Annotated in this window: 16 protein-coding genes; 9 read left to right on the top strand and 7 right to left on the bottom strand. The window is 73.8% G+C overall.

Annotation, left to right across the window (positions count from 1 at the left end):
* Nucleotides 1–188 precede the first annotated feature (188 nt).
* A complete protein-coding gene (locus B6R96_RS37295) occupies nt 189–335 on the top strand; it encodes a hypothetical protein (protein WP_159396344.1) in 147 nt (48 codons plus the stop codon).
* 42 nt (nt 336–377) lie between these two features.
* Nucleotides 378–1,286 (top strand): hypothetical protein, encoded by a 909-nt coding sequence (locus B6R96_RS19970; RefSeq protein ID WP_237291464.1) that lies wholly within the window; start codon nt 378–380, stop codon nt 1,284–1,286.
* 156 nt (nt 1,287–1,442) lie between these two features.
* Here the strand turns inward: B6R96_RS19970 and B6R96_RS19965 are convergent, their stop codons facing one another.
* The 3 genes from B6R96_RS19965 to B6R96_RS19955 form a co-directional block, all read right to left on the bottom strand.
* Nucleotides 1,443–2,903 carry a flotillin family protein gene (locus B6R96_RS19965; protein WP_081523109.1) on the bottom strand — a complete coding sequence of 487 codons (1,461 nt, stop codon included), beginning with the start codon at nt 2,901–2,903 and terminating at the stop codon, nt 1,443–1,445.
* Between the two features lie 127 nt (nt 2,904–3,030).
* Nucleotides 3,031–3,261 carry a hypothetical protein gene (locus tag B6R96_RS19960; protein WP_053704517.1) on the bottom strand — a complete coding sequence of 77 codons (231 nt, stop codon included), beginning with the start codon at nt 3,259–3,261 and terminating at the stop codon, nt 3,031–3,033.
* A gap of 78 nt (nt 3,262–3,339) precedes the next feature.
* Nucleotides 3,340–4,263 carry a DUF3027 domain-containing protein gene (locus tag B6R96_RS19955; RefSeq protein WP_078626411.1) on the bottom strand — a complete coding sequence of 308 codons (924 nt, stop codon included), beginning with the start codon at nt 4,261–4,263 and terminating at the stop codon, nt 3,340–3,342.
* Between the two features lie 328 nt (nt 4,264–4,591).
* On the opposite strand from B6R96_RS19955, the gene B6R96_RS19945 reads away from it, so the two are divergent.
* From B6R96_RS19945 to B6R96_RS19930, 4 genes are all read left to right on the top strand, one after another.
* Nucleotides 4,592–5,950 carry an MFS transporter gene (locus B6R96_RS19945; RefSeq protein ID WP_079405301.1) on the top strand — a complete coding sequence of 453 codons (1,359 nt, stop codon included), beginning with the start codon at nt 4,592–4,594 and terminating at the stop codon, nt 5,948–5,950.
* 127 nt (nt 5,951–6,077) lie between these two features.
* Nucleotides 6,078–6,569: a hypothetical protein gene (locus B6R96_RS19940; RefSeq protein WP_030387362.1), complete on the top strand. Its 492-nt coding sequence runs from the start codon at nt 6,078–6,080 to the stop codon at nt 6,567–6,569.
* Between the two features lie 13 nt (nt 6,570–6,582).
* Nucleotides 6,583–7,314: a futalosine hydrolase gene (locus B6R96_RS19935; RefSeq protein WP_053173694.1), complete on the top strand. Its 732-nt coding sequence runs from the start codon at nt 6,583–6,585 to the stop codon at nt 7,312–7,314.
* Nucleotides 7,295–8,158: a 1,4-dihydroxy-6-naphthoate synthase gene (locus B6R96_RS19930; RefSeq protein WP_081523108.1), complete on the top strand. Its 864-nt coding sequence runs from the start codon at nt 7,295–7,297 to the stop codon at nt 8,156–8,158. The genes B6R96_RS19935 and B6R96_RS19930 overlap by 20 nt, the downstream gene beginning before the upstream one ends.
* Nucleotides 8,159–8,223: 65 nt before the next feature.
* Here B6R96_RS19930 and B6R96_RS38695 read toward each other — a convergent pair whose 3' ends face one another.
* On the bottom strand, nt 8,224–8,607 hold the full coding sequence (locus tag B6R96_RS38695; protein ID WP_030012939.1) for a cold-shock protein: 384 nt from the start codon (nt 8,605–8,607) through the stop codon (nt 8,224–8,226).
* 178 nt (nt 8,608–8,785) lie between these two features.
* Between B6R96_RS38695 and B6R96_RS19920 the strand changes: the two genes are divergently transcribed.
* Nucleotides 8,786–9,037: a hypothetical protein gene (locus B6R96_RS19920; RefSeq protein WP_030387359.1), complete on the top strand. Its 252-nt coding sequence runs from the start codon at nt 8,786–8,788 to the stop codon at nt 9,035–9,037.
* A 15-nt stretch (nt 9,038–9,052) separates the two neighbouring features.
* Here the strand turns inward: B6R96_RS19920 and B6R96_RS19915 are convergent, their stop codons facing one another.
* Together B6R96_RS19915 and B6R96_RS19910 are read right to left on the bottom strand one after the other, a co-directional pair.
* Complete coding sequence (locus B6R96_RS19915) at nt 9,053–9,685, bottom strand: HAD family hydrolase (RefSeq protein ID WP_237291463.1); 633 nt, start codon at nt 9,683–9,685, stop codon at nt 9,053–9,055.
* Nucleotides 9,686–9,781: 96 nt separating this feature from the next.
* Complete coding sequence (locus B6R96_RS19910; RefSeq protein ID WP_053704510.1) at nt 9,782–10,789, bottom strand: hypothetical protein; 1,008 nt, start codon at nt 10,787–10,789, stop codon at nt 9,782–9,784.
* Between the two features lie 86 nt (nt 10,790–10,875).
* Here B6R96_RS19910 and B6R96_RS19905 point away from each other — a divergent pair, with 86 nt between their 5' ends.
* Together B6R96_RS19905 and B6R96_RS19900 are read left to right on the top strand one after the other, a co-directional pair.
* Nucleotides 10,876–13,362, top strand: coding sequence for a helicase C-terminal domain-containing protein (locus tag B6R96_RS19905; RefSeq protein ID WP_081523106.1), 2,487 nt, complete (start codon nt 10,876–10,878; stop codon nt 13,360–13,362).
* 116 nt (nt 13,363–13,478) lie between these two features.
* Complete coding sequence (locus B6R96_RS19900) at nt 13,479–14,075, top strand: DUF4291 domain-containing protein (protein WP_081523105.1); 597 nt, start codon at nt 13,479–13,481, stop codon at nt 14,073–14,075.
* Between the two features lie 119 nt (nt 14,076–14,194).
* On the opposite strand, the gene B6R96_RS19895 is transcribed toward B6R96_RS19900, so the two are convergent.
* A complete protein-coding gene (locus B6R96_RS19895) occupies nt 14,195–14,737 on the bottom strand; it encodes a DoxX family membrane protein (protein WP_079405306.1) in 543 nt (180 codons plus the stop codon).
* Nucleotides 14,738–14,811 lie beyond the last annotated feature (74 nt).

Below are 14,811 nucleotides of genomic sequence, written 5' to 3'. Positions count from 1 at the left end.
AGCCCCTCCGGCGTTTGAGGAGCGGGGGTCCGGGGGCAGCGCCCCCGGCGGCGGCGCCGCACCTGGAGTCCGGCTCTCCCTGGCTCTTCCCTGCCGCCTTCCCGGGTCAGCACCTCAGCCACCCCCATCTCAGAAAGCGGCTCAACCGGCTGGGCATCTACTCCCGCCCTGGCAGAGCCTCCGCTCTGATGGGACTCCCCACCCAGCTGCCGGCGGCGGTCCTCACGGAACTCCTGGGCATCAGCCCCGGCACGGCGACCGCCTGGACCCAGTCCGGGGGCAACTGGGCCCGACATGCAGCCGAACTCCAGAGCCGTTCCCAGCCTGCCGGCTAATCCCGAGGCACTCAGCGGTTCCGCGGCCCTATCGTCTCGGCCATGGACTCAGAGCAGCTGAAAAGATCATCGCAACGGTGGATGCATGCCGCACTGGCGGCCTTCGTCGAGGGGCCGGAGGGCTACGACTTCGCCGTTCACCATGCGGGGATCGCTACGGAGCACCTGCTCAAGGCCTACCTCGCTGGGATTCACCCGGCGCTGATCGTCGACGGCCGGCACTTCGACTCGCTGCTGCATGCCACGGGGCTGGGCTCCCACGCGGGCCCTCTGGCCAAGGTGAAGACCATCGGTCTCGCTGAGGCCCATGAACGGGTGCTCAAGCTCCTCCCCAAGAAGATCCCGATCGACAAGAAGGCTCTGGAGCCTCTGGCGGACGCCCGAAACGGGGTCGCACACAGCGCGATACACGACGCGACGCAAGCCGAAGCGGTCTTCACGATCTGCCTGCGCCTGGTCGACCCGGTTCTCGAAGAACTGAAGATCGATCCGAACGGATACTGGGGCCCCTACCTGGTCCTGCATCACAAGCTGGTCGATGAACAGGTCCGGAAGGAACGAGTTGCGGCGGAAGCTCTGCTGGTCAAGGCCCGCGCAATGTTCGAACAACGCTTCGGGCACATGTCGCGCAAGGAGCGCGATGTGGTGCTGGCCGCGATCACCAGTCAGCCCCTGCTCACCATGAGCCGGGAAGCTCCGAAGAACTGCCCGGCCTGCGGATCCCAGGGGTGGGTGGCCGGCGAGGTAAACCTTTACGCAGACAGCAGCGGACTGAATGAGGTCTACCTCGTCCCCTATGGCTTCCACTGCGCAGCATGCGACCTCGAAGTCGGCAGCAAGCTCCTCGTCCACTTGGGTGACCTGAACGAGGACGTCCTACTGGATGACGATCCCTACGACTACTTCGACGACGAACGGTCGGTTGACGAAGACATCATCATGGGCCGATGAGCCAGCTCACCCGACAGCACTCCGCAGGTTGTGATATCCGCAGTTACCCTCGGGCGGTCACGCGGCGGGCTGCACTGGCGGACGAGCCTGCCGCCCATTTATGACGGCTGCCCTGCAGTGATCCGAAAGAGACGGCCCAGGGGCTGAATGAGGGGGTTACTCCTCGCGGATGGGGATGCGGGCGTTTGCCGGTGGGGTCGCGGGGGGCGGGGTCGGCGACGGGGGCTGGCCCATCGAGGCCAGGAGTTGGCGGGCCACGCCCAGGCCCGTGCCGCCCATCGTCAGGGCTTTGGCGAACATCTCCGACATGCCCTCGGCCCCGTTCAGCAGGACCATGTGCTCCACGTTCCCGAAGGCCCCCGCCCCCGCCTCCACGATCGCCGGCCAGTTCTCGGCCAGCTGCTGCGCGACCACCGCCTCCTGGTTCTCCGCCAGCGCGGCGGCCCGCGCCTTGATCGCTTCCGCCTCGGCCAGGCCCCGCGCCTTCGCCGACTCCGCCTCCGCGAGGCCCCGCGCCTGCGTGGCCGCCGCCTCCGCCTCGCCCGTCGCCCGCGTCGCCTTCGCCGACGCGACACCCCGCGCCTCCACGGCCTGCGCGTCGGCGGTCGCCGCCGTCGTCACCCGCGTCGCCTCGGCGGCCGCCGCGAGCTCGGTCTCCCGCGCCTTCGCCTGCGCCGCCGAGATCCGCGCGTCGCGCTCGGCCTCGGCCCGGGTGCGGGTCTCGTACGCCGCCGCGTCCGCGGGCTTGCGTACGTCCGCCTGGAGCTGCTGCTCGCGCCGGTGTGCCTCCAGCTCGGCGACCCGGGTCTCCTGGACGACGACCTCCTGGCGGGCGGCCGCCTCCGACAGCGGGCCCGCCTGACGGGCCGTCGCCGCCGCCTTGTCCCGCTCGGCCTGGTAGCCGGCCTGCAAGATCTCGCTGTCCCGGGTGGCCTCGGCCATCCGGGCGAAGGCGGCCTGCTCGGCCTCCGTGGCCAGCCGGTTCGCTTCGGCCTGCGCGATCCGCGCGTCCCGCTGCACGGCTGCCGCGTGCGGCATCGCCAGGTTCTTGATGTAGCCGGTCGGGTCCTCGATCTCGTGGATCTGCAGCGAGTCGACGATCAGGCCGAGCTTCTCCATCTCGGTGCCGCAGGCCATCCGGGTCTGCCCCGTCAGCTTCTCCCGGTCGCGGATCATGTCCTCGACCGTCAAACCGCCCACGATGGACCGCAGATGGCCCGCGAAGACGATGTGCACGCGCTCGGGCATCATCTTTTGCTGGTCGAGGAAGCGGCGGGCCGCGTTGGCGATCGACACGAGGTCGTCGCCGACCTTGAAGATGACGACGCCCTTCACCCGCAGCGGGATGCCCTGGTGGGTGACGCAGTCCACCGACAGCTGGGTCTCGTTGAGGTCCAGGGACAGTTTCCGCACCGCCTGCACGCCCGGGAGTACGAGCGTCCCCCGCCCGGTGACGATCCGGAAGCCCATGCCCTGGCCGAGGCCCTCGGTCTTGTGCGTGGAACCGGAGATGACGAGTGCCTCGTTCGGTTCGGCCACCCGCCACATGAGCTTGAACAGGCCGATCAGAGCCACGATTGCGGCGAGAACGATTCCCGCCACGACGCCGATAGCCATCGGCAACGCCCCCTTAGCGCGGTGCCGTTCGGCACCGACGAGGGCGAGTCTGCGCCTGCCGCGGCCGGTCCGGAAGACGTCGGCCGCGTCTTGTCGCCATCCTGATACGTACAGGTGGGACGGGGCGTCAGTTGTCGTAGGCCGCCATGACGTACACCGTGCGCGGCGGCAGGTACTCGACCACCGTGACCACCGTCCCGACGGCCAGGCGGCCGGTCCCCGGGACCGGATGCGCGAGGAAGTGCTCCGCCCCGCCCCGGATCCGGACGATGACCTCGCCCACCAGGCCCGGCCCGACCGTTCCGGTCACCCGCCCGGTCATTCCCACCATGTCCGCGTCCGCGCCCGTGTCCCCCATGGGGCGAGGGTACGCCGCGGCGCCCGCGGGCAGGGCCGGACGACCCGGCCGGGCACGACCGCTCTACGGGTGACCGCTCTACGAGTGGCCGAGGTCCGCGGCCGGCAGGTCGGCGGCCGCGTCCGGCACCGAGCCGCTGTCGGCGGCCGGGCGCAGGGTGAACTCGTCCGAGGCCATCGAGTCGAGCACGGGCGGGGCCGGCCGCAGCGGCGCCGGCATGACCGCGGCCTCCGAGTGGCCGCCGCAGCCGTAGGACAGCGACACCAGACGGCCGTCGGCCGGGCTGAACTCGTTCGCGCAGACGCCGAAGGCCTGGCCGAGCGAGCCGCCGACGGCGACCAGGAAGCCGCAGGAGACGCAGGACGCGGGCGCGGCCTGCGCCATCGGGGTCTTGGCGCCGAAGGACTCGTCCCAGCGGTCGGCGGCGGTGTGCAGCCCGTACCGCGACAGCACGCGCGCCCGGCGCATGCCCAGTTCCTCGGCGACCGACGTGATGGAGCCGCGTACGGGGACCACCGCGCGGTCGGTGACGTCGGCGTCCTCGGCCTCGACCAGTTCGGCCATTTCGGTGGAGACGACGGAGTTCGGCGGCGGGGTGTCCTCGCCCGACCAGCCCGGCTCCAGCCGCAGGTCCTCGGCGTCGGTGGGCAGCAGGTCGCCGGGGCCCATGTCGCCGGGGCGCAGCCGCTCGCTCCACGGCACCCACTCGGGGGCCAGCAGTGCGTCGTCGCCGGGCAGCAGCACCGTTTCGTCGAGGGTGACGTTCTTCGCGCGGGAGGCGCGGGTCACGGTGACGGCCCAGCGCCAGCCCCGGTAGCCGGGTTCCTTGGACTCGAAGAAGTGGGTGACGACGCGGTCGCCCTCCGCCACGGCGGAGACGTGTGCGCCCACCACTCCGGGGAAGGCGGCCTCCTCGGCCGCCGCACGGGCGAGTTCTACCGCCTCGACGCACAGGCGGTCGGGGGTACGCGGGGTACGGCTTCGCGTCGTCGCAGCACTCACTGGTCTCGTTCTCTCCTACGCCGTCTCACGTGTGCGCCGTCCGTACTGTCGTCCACAACGACCCGTCGGTGCTGTCCGTACGTGGCACGGGCGGAGCGGACCAGAGGGCCGCGTCGACGTCCGCACCCGATCGGACTCCGGGCGCACCTCACTGCAACCCATTCTGCGGGATCACGAAGAGGCGCGCGGCCAGGAGCAACCGCCGGTGGCGCGCTACGCACGCTACCTCCTCTTAAGCCTCGGGCACACATGCAAGGTCCGATTCGCGGACAAGCCACCGGGTCGGCGACGCGCCGGGAGGCGCCCCGGGAGGGCCGGGTGGGGCACTATGTCGAGTGTGGCACCCGTACGGTCGTCCGACGACGGCTCGGGACCGGCCAGGCGGGCCGGCCGGGCTGTCGGGCGCGTGCTGCACTCTCCGGCGCGCGGCATCAGGCGGGCGACGCACGCGCACGGGGCGGGGGAATCGGGCCTCGGCAGGCTGATCGAGCTGCACGCCATCAACGGCGCCGGCGACATGATGATCACGGTGGCGCTGGCCTCGACGGTGTTCTTCTCCGTCCCCACGGACGAGGCACGCGGCCGGGTGGCCCTGTACCTCGGCATCACGATGGCCCCCTTCACGGTGCTGGCCCCGGTGATCGGACCGCTGCTGGACCGGCTGCCGCACGGCCGCCGGGCGTCGATGGCGGCCGCGATGCTGGCCCGTGCACTGCTGGCGCTGATGATGTCGGGCGCGGTGGCCACGGGGGGCATTCAGCTGTATCCGGCGGCGCTGGGCGTGCTGGTGGCGTCGAAGTCGTACGGGGTGGTGCGCAGTGCGGTGGTGCCGCGGCTGCTGCCGCCGAAATTCTCACTCGTGAAGGCGAACTCGCGGGTCACCCTGGCCGGTCTGCTCGCCACGGGCGCCGCGGCGCCGTTGGGGGCCGCCCTGCACACGATCGGCCCGCCGTGGCCGCTGTACGGGGCCTGTGTGATCTTCGTGTGGGGCACCTTCGCGGCGTTCACGCTGCCGCACAAGGTGGACGAGGCCAAGGGTGAGCGGCGGGCGCGGCTGTCCACGCACGAGGCGCACTCGAAGCGGCCGGGCCTGCGGACGGTGAGCCGGTCGGTGCTGTGCGGGCTGCTGGCGAACGCCTCGATGCGCGCACTGTCCGGGTTCCTGATCTTCTTCCTGGCGTTCCTGCTGCGCGAGCATCCCCTGGCGGGGCAGAGCGCGGCGGTGTCGCTGGGCATCGTCGGCGTCGCGGCGGGCGTGGGCAACGCGTGCGGCACGGCGGTGGGCTCGTGGCTGCGGGCCCGCGCGCCGGAGGTGATCATCGCGGCGGTGCTGTGCCTGACCCTCGGCGTGGCGGTGCTCGCGGCGGTGTTCTTCAGCGGGCTGTTCATGGCCGTCCTGGGTGCGACGGCGGGCTTCTGCCAGGCGCTGGCGAAGCTGTCGCTGGACGCGATGATCCAGCGGGACGTGCCGGAGTCGGTGCGCACCTCGGCCTTCGCCCGTTCGGAGACGTTGCTCCAGGTGGCGTGGGTGATGGGCGGCGCGATCGGAATCGTCCTGCCGCTGAACGGGGTACTGGGGATGTCCGTGGCCGCCGCGATCGTCGCCCTGGGCACGACGATGGCCCTCCGGGGCGTCCTCTCCGCCCCCCACCACCACCCGGGCACCTCCCGCCCCCGCGTGGCGTGACGGACTAGGCCCCGCCGGCCGGTACGGCCCCGGGGCGGGGGCTTCGCGCAACCGGAGCAACGCCGCGCCGCAGGCCACCGGTACCCCGTGCGGCGGCGCAGCCCACCGGCCCGATAGCCTTCGGCTCATGACCGCACCGCTTTTCTCGGGTAGGGCCCGCCGCAGCGTCGCGGCCCTCGGAGCCGTGTCCGCCGGCCTCCTCCTCCTCTCCGCCTGCGGCGAGAAGCCGACACCGTTGGCGACCGTGACGGTCGGCACCTCGTCGGTGTCCGCCGAAGCCTCCTGCCACAACGAAGGCAAGGAGCTCTCCATGGAACAGGTCCAGGAGTGCCTCACGAACCTCAAGAACCCCAAGACCGTCGAGTACGCCCGGGGTGACACGCTGCGTCTCGGTGTCGAGCCCGAGATCGTCGAGGACGGCAAGCGCTGGTCGGCGGTCCTGGACGGCCAGCCGATCACCGAGCCCTCCTCGAACACCTACCGCAGCTTCCCCGGCGCGGACGTCTTCGCGACCGGCGGCCAGGGCGAGGCCCCCGCCTCGAAGAAGCTGGCGTTCCTGCAGATCGGCGAGGACGGCAAGCCGCTCGCCGTCTGGTCCTTCAACCTCAAGCTCAAGTAACCGGGCGGCACCGGTGCGCGCGCTCGTCGTGACCGCGGTGGCGGCGGAGGCAGACTCCGTCACCACCGGGCTGACCCCTCATCCCGACGCCTTCGGTCCCGGTCCGCGCACGCTCCCCGGCGGTTACCCCATCAACCGCCGGGACCTTCCGGGCATCGCCTTCGACGTGCTCGTCGGGGGCGTCGGGCCCGCGGCGGCCGCCGCTGCCACCGCCACCGCCCTGGCCCTCGCCGACTACTCGCTCGTCGTCTCCGCCGGCATCGGCGGCGGGTTCGCACCCGCCGCCCCGCCCGGTTCCCTCGTAGTGGCCGACGCGATCGTCGCCGCCGACCTGGGGGCCGAGACCCCCGACGGCTTCCTCGACGTGACCGAGCTCGGCTTCGGCCACAGCGTGCACCTGCCGCCCGCCGAACTCGCCGCCCGCGCCGCCGAGGCGACCGGGGCGCTGCTCGCGCCCGTGCTGACCGTCTCCACCGTCACCGGCACCGCCGAACGGGCCGCCGAGCTCGCCGCCCGGCACCCGATGGCCGGGGCCGAGGCCATGGAGGGCTTCGGGGTCGCGGAGGCGGCCGCCGCGCACGGGCTGCCCGTACTGGAGGTCCGCGCCGTGTCCAACGCCGTGGGCCCGCGGGACCGTGCCGCCTGGCGGATCGGGGACGCGCTCGGCGCGCTCACCGACGGCTTCCGCGTGCTGGGGCCCGTACTCGCGAACTGGGGAGAACGCCATGAGCACGATCACCGGTGAACCGCTGAGGATCGCCTACTCGCCCTGCCCGAACGACACCTTCGTCTTCGACGCGTGGGCGCACGGCCGGGTCCCGGGCGCGCCCGGCCTCGACGTCACCTTCGCGGACATCGACCTCACCAACGGCATGGCCGAGCGCGGCGAGCTGGACGTGCTGAAGGTCTCGTACGCGGTGCTGCCGTGGGTGCTGGAGGAGTACGCGCTGCTGCCGTGCGGCGGTGCGCTGGGACGCGGCTGCGGTCCTCTGGTGTTGACCCGTGAGCCGGGGCTCGACCTGGCCGGGCGGACGGTGGCCGTACCGAGCGAGCGCTCCACCGCCTACCTGCTGTTCCGGCTGTGGGCGGCGGACGTGCTGCCGGAGGGCGTCGGCAAGGTCGTCGTCCTGCCGTTCCACGAGATCATGCCGGCGGTCCGCGACGGCCGCGTGGACGCCGGACTGGTCATCCACGAGGCCCGGTTCACGTATCAGGACTACGGGCTGCACCGCCTGGCGGACATGGGTGAGCACTGGGAGTCCACGACCGGCCTGCCGATCCCGCTGGGCGCGATCATCGCCAAGCGCTCGCTGGGCGCCGAGCGGCTGCACGCGCTGGCCGCGGCGGCGCGTGCGTCGGTCCGGATGGCCTGGGACGACCCGGAGGCCTCCCGCCCGTACGTGCAAGCGCACGCCCAGGAGCTGGACCCGGCCGTCGCCGACCAGCACATCGGTCTCTACGTCAACGAGTTCACCGCCGACCTCGGCGATTCCGGCTACGCGGCGGTGCGCGGGCTGTTGACCCGGGCGGCGGCGGAGGGGCTGGTACCGGCCATCGCGCCCGGCTCGCTGGACTTCCCGCAGGGCTGATCCGCATGGACACGGCTGCGCCCCGCCGCTCTTTCGAGTGGCGGGGCGCAGCCGTACGCGTGAGGTCAGACGTCGAGCTGGTCGGCCACCGCGCGCAGCAGGCCGGCGATCTTCGTGCCGTGCACCTTGTCGGGGTAGCGGCCGCGCTCCAGCATCGGGGTGATGTTCTCCAGCAGGGTCGTGAGGTCCTGCACGATCGAGGCGAGCTCGTCGGGCTTGCGTCGCTGCGCCGCCGCGACGGAGGGCGCCGGGTCCAGTACCGTCACCGAAAGTGCCTGGTCACCGCGCTGACCCGCGACGACACCGAACTCGACGCGCTGGCCGGGCTTGAGTGCGTCCACCCCGGCAGGGAGCACCGACGAGTGGACGAAGACGTCGCCGCCGTCGTCGCGGGAGAGAAAGCCGAAGCCCTTCTCACTGTTGAACCACTTGACCTTGCCGGTAGGCACGTCCGTCCTCTGTCCTTGTGCTCGTCGGGGTCCGAAGTGCCGTGAACGGCTCCGGACAACAGCGCAGCGGGCCATGTGTGACCCGCCACCTCAAGGCTAATGGTCAGGGGCCGGGTGACAAGACGTTCCCCGGTCCTTCGCCGTCGGCTGCCTTCGGCCAGGCAACTACCCTGGTGAGGTGACTGTTACTCCTCATTCCGACGAAGCGCGGCCGGGCGACGGACTCGTCAAGGCCGGCGGCATCGTGTTCATCGCCGGGGCCGTGGCCACGCTGGCGACCATGGCTCCGCTCTTCCTCGACATCGACCCGTTCCCGCCGTACGCGTGGGCGGTGTGCATGCTCATGGGCGTCGGCTTCGCCATCTCCGCGGCGGGCGTGCTCCGCTCGGCGGCGGCGCAGCGCAGGGCCGCCCGCGCCTCGCAGGCGTGAGCGGGACCGCGGGTCCTACACCGGCTGCTCCTGCACCGGCTGCGCGGCCACGTACTGCGTGAGCCACTGCGGCAGCGCGGTGAGGTCGGGCAGGACCACGTCCGCGCCCGCCTCGCGCAGCTCCGCCTCGGGGCACGGGCCGGTCGGCACCACCACGGACAGCGCGCCGGCCGTACGGGCACCGCGTACGTCGCCGACGTGGTCGCCGACGTAGACCTGCGCGCCGTACTCGCGCAGCGCGCCGGCCTTGGCCTCCGCCCAGAGCCAACCGATGACCGCGTCGGGCTCGATGCCCAGGTGCGCCAGGTGCAGGCGGGCGTTGGGCTCGTGCTTGGCCGTGACGACGATCGCGCGGCCTCCGAGCGCCCGGACGGCCTCGATGGCCTCGCGGGCACCCGGCATCGCCGGGGTCGGCCCGATGGCGTGGGTGGGGTAGATCTCCCGGTAGCGGTCGGCGACGGCCGGGATCTCGGCCGCCGGGAACCAGTGCGCGAGCTCCTCGTCCAGCGGCGGGCCCAGACGGGTGATCGCCTCGTCGGCGTCGATGAACGTTCCCGTTTCGGCGGACAGGGCCTGGTAGGCGGCCTTGATCCCCGGGCGCGAGTCGATGAGGGTCATGTCGAGGTCGAAGCCGACTGTGAGGTTCATACCTGCCATTGTGCCGAGGCCGCCGTACGGGCGGCCGACCCCGGGGCAACGGCAGGCGAACGCCCGGGGCGGAGCCCCGGCGGCGCACCCCACGGGTTACCTCCGCCGCGCCCGCCACACCAGGTACAGGACCGACGCCAGCGCCGCCGACCTCAGCACCCACGGCCACATCCCGTGCAGCGCCCCGCTCAGCTGGTCGTCCGCGAGCGTCTCGCCCCACTTGCCGTTCATCCGGCCCCACAGCCAGAGCACCGCCCCGGCGAGGACCGCACCGGGCGGCCCGAAGACGACCCACTTGCGCTCCGCCGGCCCCAGCACGCGCGACGCGTACGGCAGGGCCCAGCCGATGACGAGCAGCAGCCAGTAGCCCGTCACCATGCCGACGACGAGGACCGCCGCGGCCAGCAGCAGGAAGGCGTTCGGCCGCGGCCGGACCGCCGGAGCCTCCGCGACCGCCGCAGCGGCGGCCGCCGCTTCCTTCTTCGCGCGCCGCCGCTCCCGCAGGAACCGTACGAGGGTCCGCGCGCGGCCCTCGTCCTCCCCGGGCGGGGCCGCCCCCGCCTTCGCCGGCTCCTCCTCCGGGTCCTCCTTGAACAGGTCCGGGATCTCGATGCCGCCCGCGAAGCCCTCCACCTGCGGGCCCGACCCGGGCCCGCCCGGGCTCACCCGCCACCAGTCGGGCTCGGCGCCGCCGGAGGGGCCGAGGTCGTCCAGCCCGGCCAGGTGCGGCGGCACGTTCTCGGGTTCCGCCGGGCGCACCGGGGCCGTGTCCCGGCGGCGCAGGCGGCCCGGCCCGCGCTGGACGGGGACCGACAGACCGGCGTCGGCGGGGGCGGGGGCCGGGGCGGCCGGGGCGGATCCGGGGTCCGCGCCCTGCCGGGAGCCGAGGGTGTCCAGGACCTCCTCGGGCGTGCCGATGCGCTCCAGGATGCGCCGTACGGCGGCCGGGGTGTCCGGGTCGTACTTGGCGCGCCGACGGTCGATCTCGTCCCGCAGCCCGGCCACCAACCGCATCCGGTCGCCCGAGGACAGCTGCCGCCGTTGCGCCAAGTCCCCGACGCGGCTCAGATATTCGTAGACCAGATGGTCGCTCTCGATCCCCACGCCCAGGCTCCTCCCTTACCCCCTGACCCGAAGGTAGCGCGTGCGCCCGTGGAGCTGCTGCGGGCGCAGCGGATACCGTTGACCGGATGGGGACCGGCCGACTGACCGGCCGACGCGACCAGGAGGCGACTGTGCCCGAGGCAAGCACTGCGGCGGGATCCGCCGGCGGGAGCCCGGCGGGAAGCTCCCCGCGTTCACTCGCCGAGGCGTTGCGCACCCGTGACGACGCGGCGCTCGCGGCCCTGTTGCGCGCCCGGCCGGACCTGCTCGGCCCGGTGCCGGGCGACGTGACCCAACTGGCCACCCGTGCCGGGACCCGGGCGTCGGTGGTGCGGGCCCTGGACCGGCTGGACCGGTTCGCCCTGCAGACCGCCGAGGCGCTCGCGGTGGCTCCGGACCCGTGCCCGTACCCGGTGCTGGAGGGATTGCTGACGGGCGGCGAGGACGAACGGGCCCGCGCCGCGCTCCCCGACGCGCTGGCCACCCTGCGCGACCAGGCCCTGGTGTGGGGCGACGAGGAGCGGCTGCGGCTGGTCCGCACCGCGCGCGAGCTGCTCGCCCCGGCCGCCTCCCGCCCCTCCCCCACCGGCCTCGGGCCGACCGTCGCGGAGGCCACCTCCGGGATGTCGCCGACCCGGGTGCAGGAGATCGTGGCGGCCGTCGGGCTGCCCGCCACCCACGACCCGGTGTCCGCGGTGACCGCGCTGACCGGGCTGTTCACCGACCCGCAGCGGATGTCCGCGCTGCTGGACGAGGCCCCGGCGGAGGCGCACCAGGTGCTGGGCCGGCTCGTGTGGGGGCCGCCGTACGGGGAGGTGACCCCGAATCCGACGCCGCCGGTGCGCTGGCTGCGCGACCGGGGGCTGCTGCTGCCCGCGACGGCGCGGACCGTCGTACTGCCCCGCGAGGTGGCGCTGCACCTGCGCGGCGGGCTCGCGCACCGGCACACCGCGCCGGTGGCCCCGCCGGTGCCCGCGGCCCGCGAGCACCGTCCACAGCTTGTGGACGCGAACGCCGCCGGCCAGGCGCTGGCCGCGCTGGCCACCGTCGAGGAGCTGGTGAAGTCCTGGGAGCACGCCGGTCCGCCGGTGCTGCGCGCGGGCGGGCTGTCCGTACGGGACCTGAAGCGGGCCGCGGCCCTGCTGGACACGACCGAGCCGCAGGCGGCCTTCTGGATCGAACTGGCCTACGCGGCCGGGCTGCTGGCCAGCGACGGCGAGGCGGACGAGCGGTACGCGCCCACCCCGGCCTTCGACGACTGGGTCGACCTGCCGCCCGCCGAGCGCTGGTCGCAGCTCGCGGCGGCCTGGCTGCCGGCCACCCGCACGGCCCCGCTGGTCGGCGAGCAGGACGCCAAGGGGCGCACGCTCTCCGCGCTCGGCCCCGAACTCGACCGCTCCGCCGCCCCCGAGGTGCGCCGGCGCGTGCTGGAACTGCTCGGGGAGCTGCCCGAGGGCGGCTCGCCCGACCCCGAGATTCTGCTGGCACGGCTCGCCTGGGAGCGCCCCGTACGCGGCGCGAGCGACCTGCGGGCCCGCCTCGCGCGCTGGGTGCTGACCGAGGCCGAGGTCCTCGGCGTGACCGGCCGCGGCGCCCTGTCCGGGCCCGGCCGGGCCCTGCTGGAGCACCGCGACCCGGCGCCGCTGCTGGCCCCGCTGCTGCCGGAGCCGGTGGACCACGTGCTGCTCCAGGCGGACCTGACGGCGGTGGCCCCCGGCCCGCTGCGCCGCCCGCTGGGCGACACCCTGTCCGTGCTCGCGGACGTGGAGTCCAAGGGTGGTGCGACGGTGTACCGGTTCACGCCCGGCTCGGTGCGCCGGGCCCTGGACGCCGGCCACGCCGCCGCCGACCTGCACGCCTTCCTCAAGGAGCACAGCCGTACGCCCGTACCGCAGCCGCTGGCCTACCTGATCGACGACGTGGCCCGTCGGCACGGCCACCTGCGGGTCGGCGCGGCCTCCTCGTACGTGCGCTGCGACGACGACGCGATGCTGGGCGAGATCCTCGCCGACAAGCGCTCGGCCGGGCTGGGGCTGCGCCGCCTCGCGCCGACGGTGCTGGCCGCGCAGGCCGAACCGACCGTCCTGCTGGAGGGGTTGCGGGCGATGGGTTACGCACCGGCCGCGGAGTCCCGTACCGGCGACGTGCTGGTGGCGCGGGCCGATGCCCACCGCACTCCGGCCCGCTCGGCGCCCGTACCGGTGCCGGACGGCCCGCCGGTGCCGGACCGGGCGCTGCTGGCGGCGGCCGTACGGGCGATCCGCGCGGGCGACCTCGCGGCGACGGCCGTGCGCAAGGAGCCCGCGACGCCCTCCGCGGCCGGGGCGCCGGGCGAACTGCCGCGCACGAGTGCGGCGGAGACCCTGGCCACGGTGCAGGCGGCCGCGCTGACCGGGTCGGCGGTGTGGATCGGGTACGTGAACGCGGAGGGCTCGGCGAGCCAGCGGGTCATCGCCCCGGTCCGGGTGGAGGGCGGCTTCGTCACCGGCTACGACCACACGGCGGACGAGGTACGGACGTACGCGCTGCACCGGATCACCGGTGTCGCGGAGCTGGCGGACGACCAGGTGTAGGAGCGGACGCCCCCGGCCCGCGGCCGCCCCCGCCTTCGCGGCCACCGTCTCGGCCGCGCCCGCGGCCGCGGCGAAAACCGATGGTCAGCAGGGTGACGTGCCGTCATCCTGGGCCCATGTCCGACGAGCACGTACCGAACCGCCAGATCCGCGCGGCGCACACCGACACCACCGTCACGGTGTACCAGGCCTACTCCCCGGCGCTCGGGGTGCCGGCCGCCCGCGACGGGCGCTTCCCGCCCGCGTGGAAGCGGGAGCGGATGACGTGGATCAAGCCGTCGTTCCTGTGGATGATGTACCGCTGCGGCTGGGGGTCCAAGGAGGGCCAGGAGACGGTGCTGGCGATCGAGATCACCCGCGAGGGCTTCGACCGGGCCCTGCGCGACGCCTGCCTGTCGCACTACGCGCGGGGCGTGCACGCGGACCGGGAGGCCTGGAAGGAAGCGCTGCGCGGGGCGCCCGCCCGGGTCCAGTGGGACCCCGAGCGGGACCTTGCGCTGAAGCCGCTGCCCTACCGCTCGCTCCAGCTGGGCCTGTCCGGTCCGGCGTCGCGGGCCTACGCCGACGAGTGGACGGTCGGGATCCGTGAGGTGACCGGGCTGGCGCGGGAGATCCGCGGCCTGCTCGGGTCCGGGGACGCGGCGGCCGCGCGGGCCCTGCTGCCCGTGGAGACCCCGTACCCGGTGGGGCCGCTGCCGCACCTGGGCGCGTAGCCCGGCGGTCCGGGAGGCCGGGGAGGGCCGGGCCGGGGGCGGGGCGGTCCGGGGGGCGGTCCGGGGGGCGGTCCGGTCCGCGGGGCGGTCCGGTCCGGGGCGGTCCGGTCCGGGGCGGTTCAGTCCCGGATGAGCAGGACGATGAATCCCGCGACCACACCCACCAGCAGGGCGAGCAGGGCGTAGCGGGGCCGGGACTCGCGCAGCACCGGGAGGTAGTGGTCGACGGCGAAGCGGCCCGGGCCGGTGAGGGTGAGGGCGACGACCGCGGCGAACAGCACCACTTCGAGCTCCACGCCCTTGGGCGGGAAGTAGGCGCCGAGTCCCCGGACGTCGAGGACGTTGATGAAGATGCCGGTCAGGGCCGCTCCGGCGAGCGGGGTGAGCAGGCCGAGGGCCAGCCCGAGGCCGCCGAGGGTCTCGGAGAGACCGGCGATGACGGCCATGGCGTCCCCGGCGGGGTAGCCGGCCATCGTGAAGCCCTTGCCGGTCGCGGTGAGGCCCGGGCCGCCGAACCAGCCGAAGAGCTTCATCGCCCCGTGGCCGGCCATGCTGAGGCCGACCACGAGCCGGAGCAGGAGCAGGCCGGTGTCGTGGGTGATGGTGGTGGTGGGAGCCGAGGAGGTGCTGAAGAGCGTGCGGTCCCAGCTTGTGTGCGTCATGAGGGTCCGTTCCGAGGTCGCCTGGCAGCGACGGCCACCGTACGACGCGCACCCACGACACCCCGGCGCAACAT

Origin of the sequence: Streptomyces sp. Sge12 (genome assembly GCF_002080455.1) — a bacterium.
Lineage (GTDB): Bacteria > Actinomycetota > Actinomycetes > Streptomycetales > Streptomycetaceae > Streptomyces.
The sequence above is the reverse complement of the archived record's forward strand: the minus strand, read 5'-3'. Positions and strand labels throughout refer to the sequence as shown.

Coding starts and splice junctions, on each gene's coding strand:
- B6R96_RS19895 (WP_079405306.1), bottom strand. CDS start 14,737: ATGACGCACACAAGCTGGGACCGCACGCTCTTCAGCACCTCCTCGGCT.
- B6R96_RS19960 (WP_053704517.1), bottom strand. CDS start 3,261: ATGGGGGACACGGGCGCGGACGCGGACATGGTGGGAATGACCGGGCGG.
- B6R96_RS19970 (WP_237291464.1), top strand. CDS start 378: ATGGACTCAGAGCAGCTGAAAAGATCATCGCAACGGTGGATGCATGCC.
- B6R96_RS19905 (WP_081523106.1), top strand. CDS start 10,876: ATGGGGACCGGCCGACTGACCGGCCGACGCGACCAGGAGGCGACTGTG.
- B6R96_RS19940 (WP_030387362.1), top strand. CDS start 6,078: ATGACCGCACCGCTTTTCTCGGGTAGGGCCCGCCGCAGCGTCGCGGCC.
- B6R96_RS19915 (WP_237291463.1), bottom strand. CDS start 9,685: ATGAACCTCACAGTCGGCTTCGACCTCGACATGACCCTCATCGACTCG.
- B6R96_RS19930 (WP_081523108.1), top strand. CDS start 7,295: ATGAGCACGATCACCGGTGAACCGCTGAGGATCGCCTACTCGCCCTGC.
- B6R96_RS19965 (WP_081523109.1), bottom strand. CDS start 2,903: ATGGCTATCGGCGTCGTGGCGGGAATCGTTCTCGCCGCAATCGTGGCT.
- B6R96_RS19900 (WP_081523105.1), top strand. CDS start 13,479: ATGTCCGACGAGCACGTACCGAACCGCCAGATCCGCGCGGCGCACACC.
- B6R96_RS19945 (WP_079405301.1), top strand. CDS start 4,592: ATGTCGAGTGTGGCACCCGTACGGTCGTCCGACGACGGCTCGGGACCG.
- B6R96_RS37295 (WP_159396344.1), top strand. CDS start 189: ATGGGACTCCCCACCCAGCTGCCGGCGGCGGTCCTCACGGAACTCCTG.